Below are 26497 nucleotides of genomic sequence, written 5' to 3' on the forward strand. Positions count from 1 at the left end.
ATGTTGAAAAAGTTTTTGTTATCAGTGATGTTATTGGTACCCGTTGTCACCACGTTTGCACAGGATACCATACAGTTCCGCGATGATGAACAGTTTAAAGACCTCGTGTATAAGAATGCGAGGATAGAGATGGCGCATGGTGAAGTGAAAGGCTTCAGGCAATTATGGTCAGCTGCTGTCAATATCGTTCCTTCTCAGCCGGTGAAAGTAAACTATGAGAAAACGAAGGTACGTAAGCCCATGACATCCGTAGAGGTGGCTAAACAATTGCACGAACAGGTATTTATTATCTGGAAGTTTTTCAGGAAAACGGACCAGAATATAGAGGGGATTGCTGTTTCAGCGACTGCATTTCCTATTAATTCAGCTGGAACAATGGTGACAAATCACCATGTATTTGAGCGCTTATTTAAAAAGGAGACGAAGTTTTATGACATGGATAGCACCCTCTTCCTGTCCGATGTGAATGGGAATGTATTTGGTATAGACAGTATACTGAGTTACGATGAGAACGCAGATCTGGCGTTGTTTACAGTTAAGAACGTGCACGGTATTAAAATCCATCCGCTTACACTGGGCAATGATGCACCGGCAGGCGCGCAGGTGTATGCGCTCTCCAACCCTGAAGGCTTCCCTTACTATTTTTCTTCAGGAGTGGTAGCGCGGAATGCAAAGTATGCGGCGTTCGGTGCGTATACAGAAAGGATGGATATCACGGCTGATTATGGGATTGGTTCCAGCGGAGGACCGATAGTGAATGAATTTGGCGGGTTGGTAGGTGTTGTGTCCAGCACACATTCAATTTATAGCAAACAAAGAGAGGACTTACAGATGGTGGTAAAGCAGACCATTCCTGTAAGATCTATTTATTCAATTATGACTAAATAACTGTTATGAACAGGGTATTCAAATATATGCTGGTAGCGGCAGCCATTGCACCGGCAGTACTGAAAGCACAGGATCCGCAGCAGTACAGGCTGGAAGGGTATATAAAGCAACTCGCTTCAGAGAAGAATAACAAGGCGGTACTCATGCACATGGTACCAGGCAGGATGTTGTTCGATACAGTGGATGTTGTAAATGGGGCCTTTACATTCTCGGGGACGACACCGGCAAAGCAGAAGGCATTCCTCTATGTAACCCATGGTGGTATTATGCCGCAGAGCATAGGGTTAGGCGATAATGTACCTGTGTACCTGGAGAATGGGACCGTAAAGGTAACAGCACCAGATTCATTAAAGCATGCACGGGTAGGTGGTACCCAGTTGAATGAAGATCAGCAGGCATTGACGGATTTGCTGGTGCCTGTTCAAAAGAAGGTGGCCCTGTTGGAAATGCAATATGCTGCGGCTATGAATACTTCAGATTCGCTGGAGGCGGGTGTAGCAAGAATGCGTTATGAGGCAGTTGCTTTACAACGGGATAGCGTGGTCATGGGCTTTGTGGCAAAGCATCCAGGTTCATTGGTATCCCTGCTTTCACTGCGGTCGTATTTAGATCCTGCTACCAGTATGGATAAGGCGGCGGCAGCATTTGACCAGCTGGATCCGGCATTGAAGGCCTCGTCACAGGGACAGGTATTTGCCCGCATGATCAATAAAGCAAAGGTGCTGGATATTGGGGGGGAAGCACCCATATTTACGGCTGCTGATACAGCAGGGGAGAATGTGTCGTTGAAGAGTTTCAGGGGAAAGTATGTGTTGGTCGATTTCTGGGCTAGCTGGTGTGTACCCTGCCGCCATGAGAATCCAAATGTAGTGAAAGCATTTAACCGTTTTAAAGGGAAAAATTTTACCATAGTAGGCTTCTCGCTGGATGAAGGAAATGATGGCAAAGAGAAGTGGTTAAAGGCGATAGAAAAGGATGGTTTGCCCTGGGTACAGTTGTCAGACCTCGCAGGCTGGACAAGCCCGATTGCGATGTTGTATAATCTGAAGGCCATACCGGCGAACTTCCTGCTGGATCCTTCCGGGAAGATCGTGGCAAAGAACCTGCGTGGTGAGGAGCTGGAACAGAAACTGGAGGAAATATTGGGTAAAAGTTAACTGCAGCCGATGAGATTTTTATTTTACATAGTGCTACTGCTGTGTACTGCAAATCTGCGTGCACAGCATATCACCGATCTTTATAAGTTGCAGGACGCGGAAGCAATGGATTCGGTATTCAGGAGTTATTCCCCTGCTGTGTTACGGGATTGTGTCAGTGTTAGCCAGCTGGATGATCTCCGGTCATACATTGCGGCATCCTATGCATTCAGGCATGACATCTTAAAGGTGGATGACTATGTAAACCAGTTGCAATACGGGCCGGAGAAAGGAAATCAATATTTCAGGATCGCCAGGTCATTTGAAAATGCCAATGACCCGGAGCAGGCAGCGCGCTTTGCAAAGCTGGCTGCCGATTCAGTGATGAGCTACCTGCATGTGCAGGGACCGGGTGTAACGCCTGTTTCAATACTGGCTTCGTCGTTGGTATTATTGACAGCGGTACTGGAGAAGCAACAAAAGTATGAAGAGGCAATAACATGGCTGATGGATAGAATAGGTTATTGTTCTGAAAGGAACAGACCGGGGTTATTGTCTTTGAAAGGAGATATGCAGGTGAAGGCCGCAAAGTATAAGGATGCACTGGATACCTATACTGCAGTGCTGAAAGCGCGGGCAGGAGGGACGGTGGTGGCGCAGAAAATGAAACAGGCATATATTGCATTGCACCGCGCAGACACCACTGGATTTGAAAACTACCTGGCAGGGATTAAGGCGAGGATTGCACATGAGTTTAGTGATAGTATCCGCAAATCAACTGTTCGGGTGAAGGCTCCTTTATTTGAGTTGAAGGACCTGGACGGAAACGTGGTGAAACTGGCAGATTATTTAGGGAAGGTCGTTATACTTGATTTCTGGGCTACCTGGTGTGTGCCGTGTAAGGCCTCGTTTCCCACCATGCAGCGCGCAATTGAGCAATATGCACCGGATCAGTCAGTGGTATTTCTGTTTATAGATACCTGGGAGTATGAAGAAGACATGGATAATGTAATAAAGGAGTTTTTAGAGAAGAAGCATTATACCTTCAGGGTCTTAAGGGACAGGAAGGATGAAGTGGTGAAGCAGTATGGGGTAGATGGTATTCCTGCAAAGTTTATCATTGATAAGAAGGGGTATATAAGATTTAGTCTGAAAGGGAATAATGGAACGGTAGAGGAGGCCTTAGGTGAATTGGCAGAGATGATTACATTGAGCAGGTAGGCAGATAGGCGGGCGGGAAATGATTACCGGCACCATTGCCGGTGCCAGCGGGCAGTTCGGTATCGTTGAGGGCATGGATCAATCCCTGAGCAAAGCAATCAATATCGTATAGCATGTAGTGAAACGGCAGGCAGTATTTCCAGTAAATATCTGAATGCCGGATATCTGTATACCAATAACAATATTAATTTAACTTTGAAGAAGGGAAAGCGTATCTTTTGAAGTGAGTGATAGATGGATCTGTTTGTACATTATATTTGGATGACCGGGTTGTATTGACTTCGCGTATCTATTTCATGGCAAACAACTATTGGTCTTTTATGCTGTCAATAGTAACATCTGTACCAGGAAACTGAAAGTTTACCAGCTCAACTAATCCGTATGCGTATAAAACAATTGATCCTTGCATTGCTACTGCCGGTATTCGCCATGGCTCAGGACGACAAGGGCGAACAGCACCGGCCCCGTATCCATTTCTCTCCCCGGAAAGGATGGATGAACGATCCGAATGGTATGGTATACCTGAATGGTACTTATCATCTTTTTTTTCAACACAATCCTGACAGTACAGTCTGGGGACCGATGCATTGGGGCCACGCTGTGAGTAAAGACCTCCTGCATTGGAAAGAATTACCAATCGCATTGTACCCCGATTCGCTTGGAACTATTTTTTCCGGCAGTGCAGTCATTGATTCCAACAATACCGCAGGATTTGGTAAAAATGCGATGGTAGCTATCTATACCAACCATAATCATCAACAGGAGGCAGCAGGTACTGAAACCTTCCAGAATCAAAGTATCGCTTATAGCCTGGATGAAGGTAAGCATTGGACAAAATATAAAGGGAATCCGGTATTATCCAATCCGGGGATACGTGACTTTCGCGATCCCAAAGTGAGCTGGTATGCTGCGGGTAAAAAATGGATAATGACACTTGCTACCAGAGATCATATTACATTTTACTCGTCTACAGACCTGAAGCATTGGAAGGAGGAAAGCAGGTTTGGGAAGGAAGAGGGTGCACATGGAGGTGTGTGGGAATGTCCTGATCTGTTTCCATTGTATGATAAGGGAAATGAGGTATGGGTATTGATCGTAAATATTAACCCTGGTGGTCCGAACGGCGGCTCCGCTACACAATATTTCACCGGCACTTTTGATGGGCATACATTTAAAGCAGATCATACCACTACAAAATGGCTGGATTATGGTCCCGATGAGTATGCTGGTGTTACCTGGTCAAATGTACGTGGGCGCAGCATCTTTCTGGGCTGGATGAGCAACTGGGAGTATGCCAATGTAGTGCCTACCGGCAACTGGCGCAGTGCATGCACCATTGCCAGGGAGCTGAAGCTGGTGAAAACCGGTGGGCAATACCTGGTTGCCAGTGTACCTGTGAGAGAGTATGATAAGATAACCGGAAAGGTGATTACCGCTGAAAATGTAACTACCAATCATTTCCCGCTTCATGCCCAACCGGGGAAGCTGAGCCTGTCATTCGCGAAAGCTGCATCGTTTTCGATAACACTGTCGAATAACCAGGGAGAACAGATGGTGATAGGTTATGATCGGGCTAAGAATGAATATTTTACAGACAGGCGTAAGTCGGGCGATGTAGGCTTTGCCCAGGGCTTTGGGGGCCGGTATACGGCTCCGCGTTTCACAATTAAGCCTGCTATGGACCTGACATTGATCATCGACGATGCATCGGTAGAGGTGTTTGCAGATGGCGGACTCTCTGTGATGACAAGTATATTCTTTCCCGGTAAGAATTATACAGATATATCGATTAGCAGCGAGGAAAAGATTGCGAAGGTGGTTTTCCAGGCGATCAAATGAGTGGGTATCGTTTATTGTGATCAATGTTATATCGATCAGTGAATGGTTGGTGCTGAAGGAAAGACAACATCGGCATCCAATGTAGGTGTTGCATTGGAGTTTTGCAGGCCGATGTTGACAACGCACAATGAAGAAAGACCATTTACGATTGCAGCTTATTCCGCTTTTAAAGTAGCTGTCGCTATGGGCAGTGAACCACTCCGGGCGGTAATGGTGATGCTGCCTTTCCTGTTGGTAGATTGAATAATGGCCAGGCATTTGCCCTGCCAGGCTTCCATTTGTGAGCCTTTTAAGGCAGTGTGGTTTTTCTGGTCGCCATTACCTACAGCTACCAGTTTGCCGGCACCACTCACTTCAAAAGAGATTTTATTGTCAGTAAAAGGTACGGGTATACCATTAGCATCCAGCAGTTGTACGGCAACATAACAGAGATCCTGCCGGTTAGCCGCCATTACTTTCTTGTCGGCGGACAAGGCAATAGTAGCTGGCTCGCCTGCAGTTTGAACAGCAAAGGAAACAGTTTTACCATCCTTTGTTTTCCCGATGGCTTCCAGTTTACCGGGCTCATAGGGGACTTCCCATACCAGGAAGGCTTCCTTATTGAGGTCCCAGGTACGGATGCCCAGCGACCTGCCATTTAGTTTCAGCTCCACCGTTGGTACGTTGGTATATACATGCACCGCCAGTGTATCGCCCATTTGGTGATGGTTCCAGTGGGTCTCCACTTTGGGCCAGCTCCAGAAAGAGCAATATTCCCTGTTCCTGGCGGACGTATCGGTTTGTACGGCGATATGCACCATGGGCGTATCATTCCAGAGCGCTTTCCGGAACCAGTATCCGGGTTTCGGAAAGTTGCACATATCAATTACACCGCAGGAGGCGCCACGGGAAGGCCATTGGGGCCATGTTTTCCAGAAATCGCAACCACTACCGACTTCGCCAATGCCCGCTTCGCCGAGGTAGTCAAATCCTGTCCAGAGAAATTCACCTGCCACATAATCTTTTTGTTGTCCTTCCAGCCACTGTTCGTAGGAGTGCAGCTGCTGGCAGGTGCCAGGGTGATAGGGGTACATGACTGTTTCAGTACCAAAGATGACCCGGTTAGGATATTTTTCATGGTCGGCTTTATACCAGGCTTCCTGGTAGTTGTAACCCACTATATCAAGCAGCTCGCCCATGCCGAAAGAATTGACATTGACGATCTCATTGCAGGCAGCGGTAAAAGGACGCGTACTATCATATTTACGCGAACCGTTTACAAGCAGGCGGGTTATTTTCAGGGCATTTTCCTTGTTATATTGTTCTTTCACTTCATTGCCAATACTCCAGGCAATAACAGCAGGGTGATTCCGGTCGCGTCTGATCCAGTTTTCAACATCTTTCTCCCACCAGTTTGCAAATTGAGGCGCGTATCCGGCGGTTGTTTTTCCATCCATCCATTCATCAAAGATCTCGTCGAGCACCAAAAATCCCAGGCTGTCAGCATAGGCGAGCAACTCGGGTGCTGGCGGGTTATGGCTCATTCGGAGTGCATTACAGCCCATGCCTTTCAACATTGCCAACCGGCGTTTATAGGTGCCGTCCAACACCGCAGCGCCCAGTGGTCCTCCATCGTGGTGATTGTTGACACCTTTCAGTTTCACATGTTGCCCGTTTAATAACAATCCTTTATCGGGATCGAAACGGGTCGTTCTGATGCCATAAGCCACCACATAATTATCTGTGACTTTACTGCCTGTTGTAATTTCTACAATTAACCTGTATAAAAATGGGTGTTCTACAGACCATAGCACAGGTTGGCTGATCCTGATCTGCTGTTCGATCTTAAGCGATTGTCCGGCTGCAGGTTTTACGTGAGATGCAGTTCTCCCGACTTCCTTACCGGTAGCATCCAGTAATTTTGTGATCACCGTGCAGGGCTTTTCATGGTTGTACTCATTACGCAGATCTATGGAGATGTCCACGTTGGCATGCTCACTGTCTGCCTCAGTGGTGCGGGCAAAAACACCCCATTGATCAATATGTAATTGATCTGCAGTCTCCAGCCATACATGCCTGTAGATACCGGCGCCTGTATACCAGCGGGAGTTAGGTTGGTCCGTTGTATTCACCTTTACGGCAATCATATTTTCCTGGCCGGCCGGGTGGAGGTAGGGGGAGAGGTCGTAATAGAAAGAGGTGTAGCCATAGGGACGAATGCCCAGGTAATGGCCGTTTATCCATACTTTACTGTTACGGTACACACCGTCAAACAGTATCCACACTTTTTTACCTGAAAAACCGGGTGCTGTTGTAAAGTGTTTTCTATACCAGCCGATGCCACTGTATGTATAGCCTCCGCCGGGACCTGTGGCATTAGCAGCATCGAAAGGCTGTTCAATACTATAATCGTGTGGCACATCCAGCAAGCGCCATTTAGAATCGTCAAAGGCGATCTGCTCAGCACCGGGATGATCGTTTAAAGCAAATTTCCAGTCAAAATCGAAAGGGATTTTCTGCGCAGCATTACATGTTACTGTCGCCAGGGCTATTACCAGTAATGAAAGGCATAAAGGTCTGATCATTTTTATTGATGATTTGATTGAAAAAAGTATCTATTATAGTTTGACTATAATGATTGCATGTAGCTTGAGAACCTGATTAAATGCATAAGGGTTTTCTTTTCCATAAAGATTTATCAGTATATCGGCATAACGCAGGAGCCCGGTCAGTCTGTCTTCACAACGGTAGTAAATGATCCGACCTGACAGGGTCAGTTACAAGAAATAAATAATCAATTGTTTATTGATTGAATTGTCAAAATGACAGTAAATGTATCAGTCCTATGCAATTAACGGATGTTATAATCGCGTTCTTCATATAGGTTGAAATGTATGTCAAATTTATGCGGCTAAGTCGTAAATATGGGGGAATATATGTTTCAAAGTAGGGTATAGAATGATACAATTGAAGGAGAATATTGCCTGTCAATGTAGCGAGTCAGGAGATTGTCTGAATGTTTAGACAGTTAGCTGCCTGTACGGTCAGGCACTGGTCTGTAGATTTGCCTGTGTTAATTTGAAGGATCTTATAAAATAAGTTACCGACAAAAAAGCATGTGGCTCGACAGGAAAAATGCAGGATAATGTATGTGTCATTTCAACCTGATTCCTGTAACGATACCTCTGCGCGGGGGCAATACCTGAGCATTGCTGGTCGGCATATTGTAATAAGCCAGGGGATTAAAATTGTGAATTTTCAAAAGAGAATAATTAACATGTTGTCTTTTTTTAGGTATAAAATATTATCTTAGTGCCTAAGATATTTACCAGATAAGATAAAAATATGGATGCTGAAGTAGTCACTCAGATCAGGCGGCTTAGCCAGGTATATGCATATACCTCTATTCAAATGCATGAAGCGATAGGCCGGAAGGCGGGCCTGGCAGGTACAGATCATAAATACCTGGGGTTTTTGTTGCAGAAGGGGGAGATGACGGCGGGGGAGCTGGCGACTCTTTCCGGCCTGACGACGGGTGCTGTAACCGGATTGATAGACCGGCTGGAAAAGAAAAAGCTGGTAAAGCGGCAATTTGCCGCGGATGACAGGCGGAAGGTGATGATTGTACCCGACACGAAGAAGATCATGGCATTGCTGGAGCCTTTGTACAGGGAGTTCCGCAGTGCGTCAGAAAAGCTGATAGCTTCCTTCAATAATAAGGAGTTGAAGGTGCTCGAAAAGTACTTTTCGGGAGCTATTGATATCATGAATGAAACAACTAGTAAATTATGATACTGGGATTTAAGGAAATAGATCGTACAAAGTTGCTGTTAGTCGGGGGCAAGGGGGCTAACCTGGGGGAACTGTGCAAAATAGAAGGGGTGCAGGTGCCGGAGGGATTTTGTATCACGACGGATGTATATAAGGATATTATCCGGCAGATGGACTTTGAAGATGTGGTGAATGCCAGTGCAGAGATCCGGGCCGCTATTGAGCGAGTGCCGGTACCGGCAGCAATTGTGGACCTGATAGCGACCCTGAGTGAGGGGCATACGTATGCGGTAAGATCCAGTGCTACGGCTGAAGATCTGCCAACCGTATCTTTTGCAGGGCAGCAGGATACCTATCTGAATATTAAGAAGGAGGATATTGCAGTACACATTAGTAAATGCTGGGCTTCACTGTTTACAGACAGGGCGGTTGTGTACCGGGAGCAACATGGATTTGATCATAAGAAGGTATTGTTGTCTGTTATTATACAGAAAATGGTTTTCCCCGAGGCGTCGGGGATACTCTTTACAGCAGATCCTGTAACGGGTAACAGGAAGGTGGTGTCTATAGATGCCGGCTTCGGACTCGGGGAGGCGCTGGTAGGAGGGCTGGTGAATGCAGATAATTACAAGGTGCGGGGGCGCGAAATTATTGAAAAGAAAGTGGCTGTAAAGCATATAGAAGTGCTCCCTGTGGAGGAAGGCAGTGGTACTATACAGCAGGAAATCGAAATAAACCGGCAAAATGCGCCTGTTTTGACAGATGAACAGGTGATATCTTTAAATGATCTTGGGCGGAAAATTGAGGCGCATTTTGGCCAGCCGCAGGATATTGAATGGTGTCTGGCAGGCGGGGAGATTTACATTGTTCAGAGCAGACCAGTGACTACTTTATATCCTATTCCCGCAGCCGATGATGATGAGAACCACGTTTATCTTTCTGTGGGGCATAACCAGATGATGACGGATGCGATGAAGCCGCTGGGTTTATCTTTCTTCCTGATGACCACACCTGCCAGGATGTGTACTGCGGGTGGCCGCTTATACATTGATGTGGCGAAGCAATTATCGCAGCCTGCCAGCAGGGAGATGCTGATTGGTACTTTTGGAAAATATGATCCACTGTTCAGGGATGCACTGCAGACGATTGTTGACCGGGAGGGGTTTATCAAATCAGCTGCTGATACTATTCCGCCCCGTCCTCAGGTACAGGTTGAAAATGATCCCGCGTTGGTAGATGAACTGATTCGATCGACACGGGCATCTATTGAAGAAATGGCACGGAATATACAGTCACAGGATGGGGTAGCGGTATTCGATTTTATCCGGCATGATTTGCAGACGCTTAAGCAAACGCTGTCAGGCCAGCAAAGCCTGGCTGTGATTATGGCGGGTATGGAAGCTTCTGCCTGGGTCAATGAAAAGATGAATGAATGGTTGGGAGAGAAGGGGGTGGCTGATATTATCTCCCAGTCTGTACCCAATAACATTACTTCAGAGATGGGATTGGCGTTACTGGATGTTGCAGATGTGATCCGTCCTTATCCTGATGTGATAGCATTTCTGCAGCAGGCGAAACAGGAACATTTTTTAGAAGAATTGTATGCGCTGAATGCATTGTGTGGGAAGGCGGTCAGTGATTACCTGGAGAGATACGGTATGCGGTGTGTAGGAGAGATCGATATTACGAAGACACGTTGGAGTGAAAACCCGGCTATGCTGGCGCCGTTGATCCTTAGTAATATCCGGAACTTTCCACCCGGGGAAAGCAAGCGGAAGTTTGAGAAGGGAAAAGCAGAGGCAGTGCAAAAAGAGCAGGAGTTACTGGCTCGCTTACCTGCTGCACAGGCGGCAGAAGCAAAGGAAAAGATCAGTCTGATCAGGAATTTTATAGGTTTTAGGGAGTTCCCTAAATATGGTAAAATATGCCGGTATTTTATTTACAAGCAGGCAATTTTAAAAGAAGCGGCGAAGCTGGTAGCGGCTAAAGTGATTCGTGAAAAAGAGGATATTTTTTATCTCACCTTTGATGAATTGCAGGAGGTCGTGCGTACGCATAAGGTGGATGATCAGTTGATCGACATACGGAAGGCGGAATTTAAAGTGTTTGAAAAAATGAACCCACCGCGTGTTATGACTTCTGATGGAGAGATTATTCATACTACCTACAAGAGAGCAGGTATGCCTGCTGACGCGTTGGTGGGGCTACCTGTCTCTGCAGGGGTCATAGAGGGCAGGGCGCGTGTGATCCTGAAGATGGAAGACGCCGATCTGCAGGAAGGCGATATTTTAGTGACTACCTTTACAGATCCCAGCTGGACACCGTTATTTGTAGCTGTCAGCGGCCTTGTTACTGAGATCGGTGGATTGATGACGCATGGTGCAGTCATAGCACGGGAATATGGCCTGCCGGCAGTGGTTGGAGTGGCAAATGCTACCAGGTTGATTCAGGACGGGCAGCGGATACGGGTGAACGGGACTGAAGGGTATATTGAAATACTGCATTAAGTTAGCATGAATGGGAAGGTTTCATGTAAATTTACCAGGAACGAAATTACGAATAGATGATGCTCAAAGTTTTCACATTCATTTTGAGACATCTTTCTAAATAGCATAATTATGACGAGCCAGGAAATGCTTTCCTTTAAAAGTATTTTAAAGCAAACAGGATTAGACCTCATTAATAACAGAATTGCATTGACGAGACAAATGATCGTGAATGCCCAGGAGGCCGCGAATAGTGAAGAGAAAAGCTCCGCAGGAGATAAATATGAAACCGGCCGGGCCATGGGTCACCTGGAAAAAGATATGCATGCCCGTCAACAGGAGGAACATAAGCAGGAACTGGACAGGCTGCAAAAAGTAAATGTTGAGAGAATATATACGACCGCTCAACCGGGTACATTTATCAGGTGTAAGGATCAATCGTTTTTTATTGCGGCAGGTTTAGGCAAACAGCTCATCGCGGGAGAAACGGTATTTTTCCTTTCTCCATTATCACCACTGGCAAAATTGCTCAATGGAAAAAAGGAAGGGGATACCTTCCTTTTCAACCATGCAGAGAGAAGTATCCGGGAATTATTTTAATCCGCTTTTAAACTCTTTACCGGGTTCATTAACGCAGCTTTACATGCATGATAGCCGGTAGTCAGCAGAGAAATAGCAATCACCAGCAAACCAGTCATAACAAATACCCACCATTCAATCATCGTTCTGTAAGCATATTGCAGGAGCCACTCGTGCATGGCGTACCAGGCGATAGGGGCGGCTATCAGGAGGGCGATACCTACGAGGATAAGAAAATCTTTTGTAAGCAGACCAATGATCCTGACTACGGAAGCACCCAGTACTTTCCGGATACCGATTTCCTTGATTCGCTCTTCTGCCATATAACTTGCCAGTCCGAATAAACCGAGGCAGGAGATCAGGACTGTCAGCACAGCAAAAAATGTAGTCAGCCGCGCGATGATAGACATATCCTGGAATTTCTGTTCGTAGTCTTTGTTTACAAAATGATATTCGAAAGGATAGTCCGGGTTGTATTTTGCAAAGAGCTTTTCGACACCCTGCACTTGTTTCACGACATCGCCGCCAGGTGCCAGGCGCATATGGATAACGCTGAAGAACATGTTTTTAGGACCGAAAATGACCATCGGGTGCGTTTGCTCATAAGGAGAGCCGAAGATAAAATCGTTAAATACCCCTACGATATGATAATCTGTATTAAACTCATGGATTACATGGCCAATGGGATCTGTAAAGCCCATGGCTTTCATGGCAGACACGTTAATAATGGCGGCTGTGGAATCTGCCGGGAACTTTGCGAGGTCGAGATCTCGTCCGTGCAGCAATTTTAATCCTGCGGTGCGGATCAGTCCTTCATCCTGTGCACCTCGTTCAAAATCAGTATTGTCATTAGGATCTTTCCCGCTCCATGTTACGGATGTAGACGAGCTAAATGGTTCTGTCAGCTGGGAGGCGGTCCGTGTTACTGAAGTGGCAATACCTGCTGACAGCAATTCATTTTTGAGTGACTGGAAGTTCTTATCCAAAGAAGGATTGTTCCAGTGATATAACAGTAAATCTCCCGTGTAACCTGCACTCCGGTTACGTGCATATTGTAACTGCCGAACGACCACGATTGTAGAGATGATCAGCGTGATGGCAATACAGAATTGCAATACTACCAGTATCTTCCTGTGATTGACGGTACCACGTCCTTTTTTGAAATTACGTCTGAAGATCCCTGCGGGATGGAAGGAGGAAAGAAAGAATGCCGGGTAACTACCTGCCAGTAACCCTGTCAGCAAAATGAATCCAACCAGTGTAGTCCAGAAGACCCGGTTGGTAACAGGGAGTACCAGCTCCTGGTTGATGAGCACATTGAAAACAGGCAGCGTAAAGAATACGGCAATAATGGCAATGACACCAGCAATAGTCACCAACAGGAGCGATTCCAGCAGGAACTGGAATACCAGTGATTGTTGCCTTGCACCTACTGCTTTGCGGATTCCTACCTCCCGGGCGCGTTTTTCACTACGAGCTGTACTGAGGTTCATAAAGTTGATACAGGCGATCAGTAGTATAAAGGTGGCGATGATGCCGAACAATCTTACGATTTCAATACGCCCACCTGCGATCACACCATTTTCAAATTTTGAATACAGGTGCCATTTACTCAACGGATGGAGAAAGATTTCGTTTTCTTCTTTGCTGCCTGTGTGTTTTTTGATAATATCCCTGATCTGCTGATCGACGGCAGCCGCTGTTGTATGAGATGTGAGCTGAACGAAGACATTTATGTTGTTATCGGTCCAGGACTGATTTTCATGGCCTGAAAGGTATATGTAATAGGCCCATGGTAGCAGGTATTCAAATTTGAAAGTACTGTTTAACGGAAGATCCTTTAAGATCCCGGTTACCTTAAAGCGATCTTTGTTAATGGATATAATCTGATCCATTGGATCGGCCGAACCAAACATTTTGGTCGCCATTTTCTCTGTGATCACGATAGAAAAAACATCTTTGAGGGCGGTGGCTGCATTTCCTTTGATCAGTGGAAAACTGAACATGGAAAGGAAAGAAGGATCTACCACGAGGGCTTGGGTAGAGAGCTTTTTTTCACCGACTGTAGTTACAAACCAGCGGGAGTCTGTCCGGCAGGTGTTTTGGATACCTGCGTAATCACTTTTTAGTGCTGGTGCAAGTGGGGTAGGTACTGTGTTCCAGCATTGCAGTTTATTGTCGAAGGTGCCTCTGTTCCATGCCTGGTACAGGTAGTCTTTGTGTTTGTGAAATTGATCAAAGCTTACTTCATTGTATATCCAGAGGCAAATGAGTATGCAGCATGACATGCCCAGAACGAGGCCTGTGATATTGATGAAGGAGAACGTTTTAGTTCTTAGCAGATTTCTGAATGCTATTTTAAAATAGTTCCTGAGCATGTGAATTTTAAATAGTCTATACGGTTTGCGTCAAAGGAGGTGCCGGAATGTAAATGATTGTATATGATTGTGTTATGTGGAATGTTGGGGGTGGGATTGTCCGGTTGCGGACAAATAGTGTACAGTAATGATACATATTATTATTGCTTTGGGGGGAATGGGAATTCCAGGTTACAGAATGAAATAATGTTATTCTGATCGTGAGGCGCGCATTTTTTTAGTAGGGTATTTATTTAGTCGTACGCGTTAGAAAATTGTTTTTTTATAACCGAATTCTGTTTAACTTAGAATTGCTAACAGTTTCAGACTAATATTTTTCCTGCGATAAATTATTACATGAATGCCTGAGGTGCGGAGATATCCGTGTCATAGGGCATTTTTTGTTTTTAGTTATCGTCCATTGTTTGATTTAAAACCAAATTACAATGTTGCATGTAGAAAAAATTGATTTAAGGAAGTCAGATTCGTTTGATTTTCTGGCCCGATTAAAAGGGAGTAAGGTAGTACCTAATTTAATAGAATTGACCAACGAATGGAAAATAACTAATAAGGACTTATTTAATTACATCGTTTTTAAGTTAAAACAATAAAAATAATCAGTTATGGAAGAAAACATGAAAGAACAGGAAGATGAATGGGTAGAACGTGTGAACGAAGATGGCATCATGGTTAGCTATAGGGTATACAGGGAATCAGAAGCTAACCGGCTGAGAAAGGAGAAAGTAAGCCAAAGGATTGCAAAGCAGAATGGCTGGATTAAGAAAGAAGAATTGTGAAACTATAAAGGAGCTGTCTCAATTGATATGAGACAGCTCCTTTTATCACAGGAATAATGCTGTTTTTCTTCCTGGATATAACTACATTTTTCTGAACTGAAACTGCTGTACTTCGGCTATTGAATCAGCTGCAGTTCCTGAAAATACATAGCGCAAGCCTGCGCAGGGAAGAGACAGCTCTGTTTTATTTTATTGTTTTACTATTTTTTTAATCGTTCGTTGTGCTCCCTGCTGGATCATGATATAGTAAATCCCAGCTGGTAATTTTTCAATATTCATATTATACACCTTATCAGTAGTACTGATCGTACGATATTTTGTACCGCTCATATCACCGAGGCTGATATAGGTTTTCTGTTCTCCGGCTGGCAGGTGAATTGTTACCTGGTCATGTGCCGGCACAGGATATACAACGATGTCCTGCAGCTTACTGGTAGTGTTGACTGCTGCTTGTTTTGCAGCACTACTGTTGCCATACACTTCCAGTTCATAGATAGAATAACCATAAGCAGACCCTCTGGCTGTACCATAAATACGAAGGTATCTGCCAGTTGCAGATAAGCCGGTATGATCATTCGTCAGACTTGTATTACCGGAAATCGTTTTTACTGTGGTCCAGTTGGTATTATCTGTTGACACCTGTACCAGGTAATCTTTTGCATAAGCGGCCTCCCAGCTTATTTTTACTTCCCCGATGTTATAGCTGCTACCCAGGTCTACTGTGATCCACTGGGGATCTGCATACATAGTAGCCGACCAGCGGGTAGCTGTATTGGCATCTACTGCATACTGACCTTCCAGACCTGTCGTTTCAACTGATGATGTAGTCACTGCTTTGTTTAGTGCCAGGTTAGGATTGCTGGTACTGGTGCCATACACTTCCAGTTCATATAATGAATAGCCATAAGTCGTGCCACGGGCAGTACCATAGATACGTACATATCTTCCTGTGGATGATAAACCCGTATGTTCGTTGGTTGTACTTGTATTGCCTGCAATTGTTTTTACTGTTGTCCAGTTGGTATTATCCGATGATACCTGCACCAGGTAGTCTTTTGCATAAGCGGCTTCCCAGGTCAGTTTTACGCCGGAGATATTATAGGTACTACCCAGGTCTACTGTGATCCATTGCGGATCTGCATAGAGTGCAGAAGCCCAGCGGGTACTGGTATTTCCATCTACTGCATTGGAACCTGCCAGTGATGAAGTGGTGGAGCTTTCTGTAGAAGATACAGTGACGGTTTTACCAAGTGCGATATTAGTACTGTTATTAGCAGATCCGAAATCATCGGCCGTCCGCATATTATTCCTTATGAATACTCCTGCTTCCTTCAGTTGACCGGGCGTCCAGGTATTACCAGCGCAGGTACCGCTGTTCCATACGGCGCCGCTCAAAGGATTATCACTGAAGTTCCAGTTCGTCCAGCTGATCTTTTTGTTCCTGCAGAGGTCCATGTATCGTTGGCTCATGGCCAGGTCATTGGCGCCATCGCCAGATGCTTCCTGTGTACCAAATTCTGTCACAAAGATGGGCAGTCGGTCAGCAGCCCAGTCAAGGTGATTGATGTAATAATCCTGGTGGCTTTTGGCGTAGTAGTGGAAGCTATACATCACGTTGGGATAGGTGAGTGGGTTGTTCAGGATTTCCTGAGAGGTACTGCCTTCAGAAAGGCCCAGCGAGGACCACCCCCTGGTACCCACACAAATCACTGCATCGTCGTCTATTGCCTTGATCAGTGGAATGATCTGATCTGCATAGTTCTTGATCGTGGCCCAGGTTACTCCGTTGGGTTCATTGCATATTTCATACAAAACGTTGTTGTAATTTTTGTAAGTGTTCGCAATATCCGTGAAGAATGTTTTAGCCCTGCTGGTGTTGTAATTAGGATCGCCGGGCGTAAGGATATGAAAATCGATGAGTGCATACAAGCCACGGGCAGTGACTTTGTCCACGAAAGTTTTTACCAGTGACGTGTAGTACGAAGGATTGGTTTCGTAACCACCTTCCTGTACATACATGGCGATGCGGACAATATCTGCACCCCAGTCACTTTTAAGGGTATCCAGCGAAGCATCGGTGATACAACCGGCATACCATTGGATACCGTGGGTACTCATTCCCCTGAGCTGGATAGGATAACCATTTTTGTTACAAAGTTTGGTGCCGACTACTTTCAATTGACCATTGAGGGATACGGGCGATTGTGCGTAGCAATAAACCGCGAGCAGCAGGGTTGTCAAGAGGATTACTGTTTTTTTCATTTTGCTTGTTTAGGTTATTTTGATTGAGATAGGATATCCACGATAGTGCCAGGAGGTTTTTATGATATGGGAAGAAAAACCTGCATAGGATCATCCTGATTCAGTTTTCATGTGGTTTTTAAGTGATAGGGAATGTAAAAACGCACATAGGAATTCGGGTCAAATATAGAATAAATTTGAAAGGAGAGAAGGGTTGGAACAAGAAAGTATATAAAGGAGTGATTATCTTAGAAGTATATTGATCGTGTATAAGCGGCGCTATTTAAATTTACAGTAGCAAAGGAATCACTTTCAGGAAATGCTCAACTCTTCCTTTCAATTGCTTCACAGCCTTATACACCTGTTGCTTCACTGTTTTGTCAGAAATATTCAGCAATTCTCCTATAGATTTATGTGAGAGCTGCTCATTCCGGCTCATCAGAAAGATCTCCCTCATTTTAGGAGGCATGGCCCCGATCTCTTTTTCTATGATGGCTGCCAGTTCTTTTTCGCGTAGCTGTTCATCGGCTGTGTATCCACCTGCTTCTACATAGGTACGCATGCTGTCCAGGTATTTATCGATTACTTTCTGGTGTGTAAGATGATTTAATATACGATTGCGTACGCTGGTATACAGATAGCCGGAAAGAGACGTAGCGCCCGCTACCTCGGCTCTCTTCGTCCACAGCATCAGGAATACCTCCTGTATCACGTCTTCCGCTTCTGCCCGGTCTTCCAGCATTTTATAAGCATGCCTGAACAGTATTTCGCTATACCGCGCATAAATAACGGTATAGCCCGCCTGGCTTCCCTTTGCAAGCAGCTGAAGAAGTTGTTGGTCCGATAGTAATTCTAATGCAATGTCACTTTTTGCCAAGTATATAATGTTAGATGAACAACGTCGAAAGAAAAGTATAAAAAATAATGATAAAAAAAAAGGTGTATCATAGATTAATATGATACACCCGTGAATCAGGGAATATGCGAGGACAGTTAGTGTATAAATTCTGCCAGTCTGGCTGACAATTCCGGGCCTCTCAGGTTTTGTGCGACAATTTTACCTTCCGGGTTTACGAGGTAGTTCTGTGGAACAGCCCTGATACCGTATAGTACCGCTACCTGGTTCTGCCAGCCTTTCAGATCTGACACATGTATCCATGGCAGGCCATCTGTGTCAATGGCTTTGATCCATGCATTGCGGGTCTGCTTATCATCCAGTGACACGGCCAGTACCTCTAATCCTTTGTCTTTAAACACGCCATATGCTTTTTTCAGATTAGGATTTTCTTCTCTACATGGATGGCACCAGCTGGCCCAGAAGTCTACCAGCACGTACTTGCCACGGAAGTCAGACAGTTTTACGGCCTTGCCGTTTACATCCGGTTGCTCGAAATCAGGCGCTGCCAGCCCTACCTGTATGGTATGGGTGGCTACGATGCGTGACTTCATTTCCTTGCCGGGAGCTGTGGTGCGTACCTTTTCGCTGAGGCTGTTGAACATTGTTTCGACTTCATTCATTGGTGCTCTGTTCGCCACATCTGTCAATGCGATGATGGAAAAATAGGAATCCGGGTGAGCGTTTATGAATTTTATCTCTTTTTCACGCATGGCAGCAAATTTACCGTCATACTTTTTACGGATAGCGGGAATTGCTGCTGTATCTGCCACACTCATCTCCTGGTTGGCAGAATCGATAATATTCATAAATCCACCACCTATCTGTGACAGGTAGGCTGCGTACACCTTTTGGGTGGGAGAACCGGTGAACGTTGCTTTCTTGAGGGAGTCTTTTACGGCAATCCTGTACGTTTCATTAGCCAGGTAGAAGTAGGAACGGTCTCCTAAATTGAGTACCCAATAGCTACCCTTGTTTTCATGATCGAAGACCATGCGTGCATAGGATAATTCATGCACGCTTCCTTTAAATGAAAACTGACCATTTTTTACGACGGTGGAATCCAGGACTAATTTGCCGTCATTTTGATAATTCAGGTATACTTTACAGCCATTTTTAGCGACTGGTGCTGATCCCTGAATATCGAAGCTCTTTTGCTGTGCTACGCCTATTGCCGGCAGTAGCAAGGATAAAATGAATTTATGCATTGTTAATAGTTTTTAAAAGTTATGGGCGCCATGCCATGTCAACCGGCTGCCCGGGAATACCTGTGATTGTCTTTGTCAGCACACCGTATTTGCCTGTGCTGATGTCCATGTAGTACAATGAGTTGCCTGCACCTGCAATGAGTGTATCCTGGTTGTCAGAAAGCTTGATCATAGATACGGTATTGCCATTGAAGCTGGTCTCCAGTGCACGTACTTCCTGGTTCAAAGGATTATATCTGTACACCTTTTCGCCTGAGGTAAGGTACAGTACCCCATTGATCGCAGCCTGCCATTTGGTGTTTTCATTGATCAGTGACTGCTGTATAAAGGCGCGTTTATGTACGGGTGTGAAAGTGTAGGGACTATTCGTAAAGCTCACGGTGAACTTTAATTCATACACGGTACCATCCGAACCTTTACAATAAGCAAAGCAATCTCCGCTGTTGATCTGTTCCATATGGATCAGGGACATACCCACATTTGTAGGATCGAAAGCAGTGGTGCTGGTCGTGGTATACTGTGTACCATAATAGTAAGGCGTGCCGCTGATGCGTACAAACTGCTGTTTGTCTTTTTCAAATGCAATGTAGGAGTACTGGCCATTGATAAAGGTGGAGATGAAAGACGGTGCCAGGTTGTAATTGCCGGTAGCATAATCGCCAAACATTCCATAAGTGGCCGCCTGATTCCAGGTGAGTGTAAAACCGGCGTAGAACTTATCATTGATAATCCCTGTCATGGAACCCCGGATCGCCTGTTGCATAGATCCTACAACAATGGTGTCCGGCGCTGAAAAGAAATTAGCGGCCAATGTATTGGGATAGGTGGGATCATCCTGCAGGCTGCTTACATTCAACCTTCTTCCTCCATTTTTACAAACGATCCAGTAGCCCAGTGCCATATCCGCCTGCTGTTTATCTTTCATATAGAACAGTGCTAAAGGATTTGGTGGCAGCGAATGTCCGTTTACGGTTTCATAAATATTGGGTTTTACTTCACCTCCCGGTGTGATGAAGGAAAGTCTTGTCACGCCGTTATCAAGACTTAATACAGTGGTACCTGCAGTAAATGCTGTTATACCCTGGATCAGAAATGGAAAGTAATACCGTATTCCATTTTTCTTGTTATACACCGTCAGCCTGGCAGTGTATAGGTTGGATTGTAAGCCAAAGAGCATTCGCAGTGAGGGACCGGTAAAATTCAGGGCGCCTGACGCTACTTCCGGTGAGCTGATGCGCCACTCCAATGCTAACGAGTCTGTATTACTGATGGTCACTTTCGGGGTAATAATCAGGCTATCCCCGACAACAACATTATAAATTGAATCCAGGCCGGTGACGATCGGTGTCGGCGGCATATTGATATCATAATTCCCCTTGTCCTTATAGCATGCGGTCAGCAGTAAAAAGCAGATGATGATTGTAAGATGATTTTTCATATTAGTTTACCTCCTCACCGTTTTCGTCAATGAAATAATATTTACCAGTTGCTGTGTTTTTGCGCAAAAGTATTTTCCTGTTAGGATTGTCCTTATTGTAGAAATAGTAGTTAGCACCATCTGGTTCCAGTATGTATCCTTTCGCCGGATTATTGGCGACCCACTTAAATGGATCATTGAGCATCGTTGTGAGCAAATTGGCGATATACAAATTCCTGGGGGCATCCAGTCCGTTGGTAGTAAGGGTGGTTACACCTGTTACGATCAGGAAGAGCTGGTGCTTGGTACGGGAATAATAACTTCCCAGCCACATACTCCACCAGTTAGGCTGGGTAAGCATCGCGGAGAAGACAATTTTCGCTTTCAGGATACTGCCGCCATCGTCACCTGTCGGGATCTCTATACCCAGGTCGTTGCTACCTTTAAGTTTGATCATGAGCGACACCGCTGCATTTTCGAGATCTGCTACGTTGTAGATGATCACAGGTAGAAATGCCGTGCCTGTACCTGCCTTCAGTGTATAACCGGATTTCAGCGGTTCGAAATGAACGCCTGATTTTGCCGACGAAGAATCAGTTTCTACATAGGCGTTATAAGTCCTGTCTGTATTGGTGGCTATGCCTGCAAGCTGCACGGGAAGCCAGATCGTGTCTTTTGAAAGCGTAGGAGTATATGCGAACGTATACACAATGCTATCCTTGTCGCTACCACTTAAGTTGAAATGGACATTTGCTGTGTGATCAAAGCGGAGTTCGTCTGCTTTCTTACAGGCTGCCAATAGACTCATCAATAAGATGATATAGATTGCTTTCATGGTGTAGTGTTTTTTATCTTCCGCCATAAAGTATTTCGTCATTTGGAAGTGGTAATACAAATATTTTGTCTGATGCAGGAATGCTGCTGCCGTTCTGGTTGTAGATGTCATGATTCAGCCTTTTGTACATGTAAAAGATCTGACCTTCAGCGTACCATTCCTTACGGCAATCTTTCAACAGTTCGGTGATCAGGTCGCCTGTGACAGGACTACCAATTCCCCGATGGGTGCGCACGGTATTCAGATACGTAGCATCATTGGAACATTCTGCAGCGATGTAGTACATTTCGCTTAAACGGATAGCCGGTGCCATCATATAATGCAGGTTGGCATCTGTGGCGGTGTTGTCGGTGTTGTGCATGTACTTGGTCACATTAAGTGTATTGGAGGTATTACCACTGCTGGACACCAGCCATTCTTTGTAGCGAAGATCGTCCGCACCGGCTCCACCGGTTTCGTATATATATTGTCCTGCATTTTCTGCGATGTGAATACCACTGGTGCCAGACAGGAAAAATGAATTCTTGTAGGTCTTGGCCATAGAAGGTATATACCATCCAAACAGCAATTCCTTGTAAAGAATGCGATCTTTTTTATCATCATCTACTGCCAGAAAATCGCTGTTATTGGTCCAGGGAAACTTTTTGGAGTTGATTACTTCCATTGCATTGGCAAGCGCGTTTGTCTTATCATTCTTATAGAGATATACCCTTGCCAGTGTACCACATACAGCGTAGTAGTTTAAGCGGTGACGGCGGTTTTGCAGGAACAATACCGGGTTGCTTTCCTCCGTGTTCAGGGTGGTATCTGTCTGCGCTGGATAGCCTATTATATAGGACTTGCTGATGATCGGATCGATAGCCAATAATTCCTTTGCCTTTTTAAGGTCATTGATGGCAGAGTCCAGTGCCGCACCTACCGTTGACATCGGTGTGATGTCTTTGGTATACCTGGTTACGTAAGGAATGCCGGTTGCGGTAGGCGTAACAGGTGCAAACATGCGCAGCAAATCAAAATGCAGATAAGCTCTGAGGGCCAGTGCTTCTCCTTTGATGAGGGCATAGTTGCTACCCGTAAAGATCTTTTGCTTGTTGTCTATATTTGAAAGGAGCAGGTTACAATTGGCAATTGCATTGTATAAACCCTGCCAGATCTGGTCTTTCCTGTTGATGAAGTCCGGATCTGTGTACACATATTTACTTGTCTTCAGGTAGTAATACCTGTCATTATCGGTAAGCGTATAGTTTTGAGCCAGCACTTCGGGCGTACCTACGGTAAGTTCTTTGCCATAGAGAGCCTCCTGTGAGCATTTGGTATATACACCGATCAATGCTTCCTGAAAACCTTCCTGCGTTGAAAACAGCACCTCGTCGGAGATCTCACTTTCAGGTTGCAGATCCAGCCATTTTTTGCAGGAAGTAAATGTTAGGGTCAGTATAAGTGTTGTTATTAAGAGTCGCATGATGATCAGAATTGAGCTTGTAATGAAAAGGTGATGCTCCGCGCAAATGGATAGTCAATCCCTCTTTCCTGTTCCACTGACGACCAGCGGAGAATATCGTTGGCAGTCACACCCAGTCGTACGAGTTGCTTTACAATGCGCAGATCATAAGAGCAGTAGATGGATTGCAGTGACAGTACATTGTTTGGCTGGATAAAGCGGGAAGATACCTGTGTTTGTCCCCAGTCCGTGATACTTTTGTAGAATGTTCTGTCGCCCGGTTGTTTCCATTTTTCTGCAAACACGCGGCTATCTACATTGTAGCGGGGATTGGCATTTTCAACCCTGTCTACCAGTGTCTGGTTGTACATATCGCCTCCAAATTCTGTCTGGAAGTTCAGGCTCATCATAAATTTCCTATAATGAAATGTACCACCGAATGAACCTTGTGCAAAAGGAGTGGCGTCGCCTACTACTCTTACATCCCGGGCATCCCATTGATAGGTAAGGGTACCATTTTGTTTTACGAAGATCTCTTTCCCGTTTTGCGGATCTATGCCCAGTGAACGTACGGCATAAATCGCATCGTACGACTGTCCTTCTTTGTAGCGAAGCAGTGGTACGCCTTTGTAATTGGGATTATTTGCCTGCTGCTGGTTGACCTTGTCGTTATACGCTTCCAGCGAATTGGAGATGCGCACAATTTTATTGGTATTGTGTACGAGGTTAGCGTATATGTTTACGCCCCAGTCTTTGTTTTGTACCACCACAGCCCGCATGCTGAGTTCAATACCCCTGTTTTCCATATCTCCGAGGTTCTCCTTGTAGGAGCCGAAGCCGGTGGAAGGAGCGAGACTGATATCGGCCAGCAGGTCTTTGGTAAGCTTATAATAGATGCGTGGAGATAAGAAGATCCTGTCTTTGAAGAGGCCGAGATCAAAGCCGAAATCTGTGCTGCGTGTTTTCTGCCAGCCAAGGCTCTTGTTGCCGTAGTTGTCTACGATGGCGCCTATGCCGGAAGAATACCAGTTGGTCTGGTCATAAGAATAGGTAGTACGGGATAAATAGGGACTGAATTGTACAGAGCCGGTGACACCGGTGGTGAAGCGTAACCTTAACTGGCTGATGGCGGTATTATCGAACCATGCTTCTTTGTGCAGGTTCCATCCCACACCCAGTGACCAGAATGGCGCGAGTCTTTTGTCAGTACCGAACTTGGAGGAGCCATCTGTACGTAAGGTAGCATCCATCAGGTACCTGTCTTTGTAAGAATAGTTAGTGCTTATGAAATCGCCGAACAGACGGGATTTTTCAATATTGCTGCTGGGATGGGCACCGTCTGCATAGCCTTTGGCAAAACCCACGCTGGTAAAGCGGTCATTTGGAAACCCGACAGCGGTAAAAGAGGAATAGTCTGCCAGTTCTGTTCTGATATTAGCACCTGCAACGAGGTTGATACTATGATCATGCAATTGTTTCACATAGTTCAGGCGGATATTTCCGTCCCAGTAGGTTTCTTTGGTGTTGCTGCTGGTATAGGAGCCTTTCTGGTCTGTCTCTGACGCAGCATAGAAGTAGTATTCATTGGCCAGTGGAGAAAGGAAGGCGTCTCCATTGGTTTGCCTGGTGGTGAGACTCATTTGTCCGCGCACCCGCAATCCTTTGGCCAGTTCGAATTCTGCGGCAAAATTGTCGATGACCTCGGCGTAGTTATTGTGATTAAAACTGCTCAGGGTGGAGTTGTATAATGGATTCAGCACGTAGTCATATTGATAGGCGCCACCGTCACCATTTCTGTCACTCCATGTTTCCAGTTCCCGCAGCACAAGGCCGTTGTCGTTGGTCATGCGGTAGTAAGGGTTGGTCTTAACATAATCTGCAAAACTGCCGTAAGGAGATTCTTTCGCTTTTACCTGTGTGATGGTGAGTTCGTTCTGGAACTTGATCCGGTTGCTCAGGTTATAGCTAAAGTTCATACCACCGGAGTATTGATCACGTGAAGAGCCTTTCATGACACCGGGTCTGGTTTGGTAACGGAGATCGATCCCATACCGGAAATGCTCTGCGCCACCCTGCAGGTATACGCCATGCTTCTGACCCACGGCAGTGCGTAGTGGTTGTGAGAGCCAGTAGGTGTTGACACCGCCTACTACGTTCTTTAACTTCTCATAGTAGAGAGCATCCAGTGCATCCTGAGGTACCTTCTGCTGATCGGCATCGTACACGCCTGCCTGCACTTCGTATTGCAGTTTCTGGGAGGCGTTGAGTACATGATAATCTGTGAGGTCAGGACCGTTGATATTGGTTTCATGGTTATAGGTCACCTGTAGTTTGCCATTGGCAGGTACTTTGGTGGTGATAACCAGGACTCCGTTTGCCGCGCGTGAACCATAGATGGCAGTGGCGGCGGCGTCTTTGAGGAGGGTAACAGAGGCAATGCGGTTCATATCGAGGTCAAAGACCTTTTCGAGGCTTACTTCGTAACCGTCAAGGATGAAGGCCGGCAGGTTCACGGAGCTGCTGATATTATCTCTTCTCAGAATGCCATCACTACCAGTGGGCAGGGCAGAAGATCCCCGCACGTTGATGACCGGCATGCTATTCGGATTGGAACCGTTAAAGTTGTTGTTGAGGATTTTAAAAGAAGGGTCTACCATTTGCATACCCTGGAGGAGGTTTTGCGGACTGAGTTCTTTCAGTTTCTCCCCGCTGACAACAACGGCGGTGCCTGTATAATTGTCCCGGTGTATTTCCTGGTAGCCGTTCACCACTACTTCGCTCAGGCCGATCTTGGCATCTTCAAGAATGACATTGAGCCGGCCGTTCCTCGCCTGTGTTGCCCTGTATATGGCAGACTGGTAGCCGATAAAGCTAAATGTGATGGGGGCATCGTCGTCCGTGACCTTCAATTTGAATTCACCGTCATTGTTGGTCTGGTATACTTCATTCCCTACCCGGATGCTGACGCGGGGCAGGGGTTCATTGATCCGGTTTCTTACAATACCATTGATTTCTTTTACGGTATCCTGTACGTGGCTGGGCGTAGTCGCCTTGATCACGACAGTTTTGTCCACAATATGCCAGTTGAGCGGCAGTCCTTTTAACAGTTGTCCCAAAGCTGTTTCCAGGCTTACATTTTTGATGGCTACATCTACTTTCCCGAGTTTACGAACGTCTTTGTTGTTATAAAAGAAAGTATAGCCTGTCTGGTTGCTGAGTTGATCAAATGCCTGATCGAGAGGAATGTTTTTAGCAGAGATAGTGACCTGAGCATGGCCCTGAATACTTAGGAAAATGAGTACCAGAAACAGTGAAACGCCGGTACACAGCGATTTCCGGCTAATAAATATTTTAGCCCAAAGATTAAAATACATACTTTTGGTTGATTTTAATAAAAGCATAGCCAG

At 45.6% G+C, this 26497-nt stretch carries 17 protein-coding genes; 8 read left to right on the top strand and 9 right to left on the bottom strand.

Features of this window, described 5'->3' with window-relative positions:
- The 4 genes from ABDW33_RS14315 (at nucleotide 1) to ABDW33_RS14330 (ending at nucleotide 5084) form a co-directional block, all read left to right on the top strand.
- Entirely contained in the window at nucleotides 1-888 is an 888-nt protein-coding gene (locus tag ABDW33_RS14315; RefSeq protein ID WP_343690751.1) for a serine protease, read from the top strand.
- 5 nt (nucleotides 889-893) lie between these two features.
- Nucleotides 894-2045, top strand: coding sequence for a TlpA disulfide reductase family protein (locus tag ABDW33_RS14320; protein WP_343690752.1), 1152 nt, complete (start codon nucleotides 894-896; stop codon nucleotides 2043-2045).
- Between the two features lie 9 nt (nucleotides 2046-2054).
- Nucleotides 2055-3245 carry a TlpA disulfide reductase family protein gene (locus ABDW33_RS14325; protein ID WP_343690753.1) on the top strand — a complete coding sequence of 397 codons (1191 nt, stop codon included), beginning with the start codon at nucleotides 2055-2057 and terminating at the stop codon, nucleotides 3243-3245.
- A gap of 381 nt (nucleotides 3246-3626) precedes the next feature.
- Nucleotides 3627-5084: a glycoside hydrolase family 32 protein gene (locus ABDW33_RS14330; protein WP_343690754.1), complete on the top strand. Its 1458-nt coding sequence runs from the start codon at nucleotides 3627-3629 to the stop codon at nucleotides 5082-5084.
- Nucleotides 5085-5239: 155 nt separating this feature from the next.
- Here ABDW33_RS14330 and ABDW33_RS14335 read toward each other — a convergent pair whose 3' ends face one another.
- Complete coding sequence (locus tag ABDW33_RS14335; RefSeq protein ID WP_343690755.1) at nucleotides 5240-7648, bottom strand: sugar-binding domain-containing protein; 2409 nt, start codon at nucleotides 7646-7648, stop codon at nucleotides 5240-5242.
- Between the two features lie 760 nt (nucleotides 7649-8408).
- On the opposite strand from ABDW33_RS14335, the gene ABDW33_RS14340 reads away from it, so the two are divergent.
- The 3 genes from ABDW33_RS14340 to ABDW33_RS14350 all read left to right on the top strand — a co-directional run bounded on the left by ABDW33_RS14340 (nucleotide 8409) and on the right by ABDW33_RS14350 (nucleotide 11920).
- Nucleotides 8409-8855, top strand: coding sequence for a MarR family transcriptional regulator (locus ABDW33_RS14340; protein ID WP_343690756.1), 447 nt, complete (start codon nucleotides 8409-8411; stop codon nucleotides 8853-8855).
- Complete coding sequence (ppsA, locus tag ABDW33_RS14345; protein ID WP_343690757.1) at nucleotides 8852-11341, top strand: phosphoenolpyruvate synthase; 2490 nt, start codon at nucleotides 8852-8854, stop codon at nucleotides 11339-11341. Before ABDW33_RS14340 ends, ppsA begins: the two co-directional genes overlap by 4 nt.
- A 111-nt stretch (nucleotides 11342-11452) precedes the next feature.
- Entirely contained in the window at nucleotides 11453-11920 is a 468-nt protein-coding gene (locus ABDW33_RS14350) for a hypothetical protein (RefSeq protein ID WP_343690758.1), read from the top strand.
- On the opposite strand, the gene ABDW33_RS14355 is transcribed toward ABDW33_RS14350, so the two are convergent.
- Nucleotides 11917-14277 carry an ABC transporter permease gene (locus ABDW33_RS14355; protein WP_343690759.1) on the bottom strand — a complete coding sequence of 787 codons (2361 nt, stop codon included), beginning with the start codon at nucleotides 14275-14277 and terminating at the stop codon, nucleotides 11917-11919. The genes ABDW33_RS14350 and ABDW33_RS14355 overlap by 4 nt on opposite strands.
- A gap of 602 nt (nucleotides 14278-14879) precedes the next feature.
- Here ABDW33_RS14355 and ABDW33_RS14360 point away from each other — a divergent pair.
- Nucleotides 14880-15053, top strand: coding sequence for a hypothetical protein (locus ABDW33_RS14360; protein ID WP_343690760.1), 174 nt, complete (start codon nucleotides 14880-14882; stop codon nucleotides 15051-15053).
- 189 nt (nucleotides 15054-15242) lie between these two features.
- Here ABDW33_RS14360 and ABDW33_RS14365 read toward each other — a convergent pair whose 3' ends face one another.
- The 7 genes from ABDW33_RS14365 to ABDW33_RS14395 form a co-directional block, all read right to left on the bottom strand.
- On the bottom strand, nucleotides 15243-17315 hold the full coding sequence (locus tag ABDW33_RS14365; RefSeq protein WP_343690761.1) for a cellulase family glycosylhydrolase: 2073 nt from the start codon (nucleotides 17313-17315) through the stop codon (nucleotides 15243-15245).
- A 268-nt stretch (nucleotides 17316-17583) separates the two neighbouring features.
- Complete coding sequence (locus ABDW33_RS14370; protein ID WP_343690762.1) at nucleotides 17584-18171, bottom strand: RNA polymerase sigma-70 factor; 588 nt, start codon at nucleotides 18169-18171, stop codon at nucleotides 17584-17586.
- A 116-nt stretch (nucleotides 18172-18287) separates the two neighbouring features.
- Nucleotides 18288-19397: a TlpA disulfide reductase family protein gene (locus ABDW33_RS14375; protein WP_343690763.1), complete on the bottom strand. Its 1110-nt coding sequence runs from the start codon at nucleotides 19395-19397 to the stop codon at nucleotides 18288-18290.
- Between the two features lie 19 nt (nucleotides 19398-19416).
- A complete protein-coding gene (locus tag ABDW33_RS14380) occupies nucleotides 19417-20835 on the bottom strand; it encodes a PKD-like family lipoprotein (RefSeq protein ID WP_343690764.1) in 1419 nt (472 codons plus the stop codon).
- Nucleotide 20836: 1 nt separating this feature from the next.
- Nucleotides 20837-21649, bottom strand: coding sequence for a DUF4843 domain-containing protein (locus ABDW33_RS14385; protein WP_343690765.1), 813 nt, complete (start codon nucleotides 21647-21649; stop codon nucleotides 20837-20839).
- Between the two features lie 13 nt (nucleotides 21650-21662).
- The gene (locus ABDW33_RS14390; RefSeq protein WP_343690766.1) at nucleotides 21663-23111 is read right to left on the bottom strand and encodes a RagB/SusD family nutrient uptake outer membrane protein; all 1449 of its coding nucleotides are present in this window, start codon (nucleotides 23109-23111) and stop codon (nucleotides 21663-21665) included.
- Between the two features lie 5 nt (nucleotides 23112-23116).
- Nucleotides 23117-26464 (bottom strand): SusC/RagA family TonB-linked outer membrane protein, encoded by a 3348-nt coding sequence (locus ABDW33_RS14395; protein ID WP_343690767.1) that lies wholly within the window; start codon nucleotides 26462-26464, stop codon nucleotides 23117-23119.
- Nucleotides 26465-26497 lie beyond the last annotated feature (33 nt).

Source organism: Chitinophaga sp., from assembly GCF_039596155.1.
Lineage (GTDB): Bacteria > Bacteroidota > Bacteroidia > Chitinophagales > Chitinophagaceae > Chitinophaga.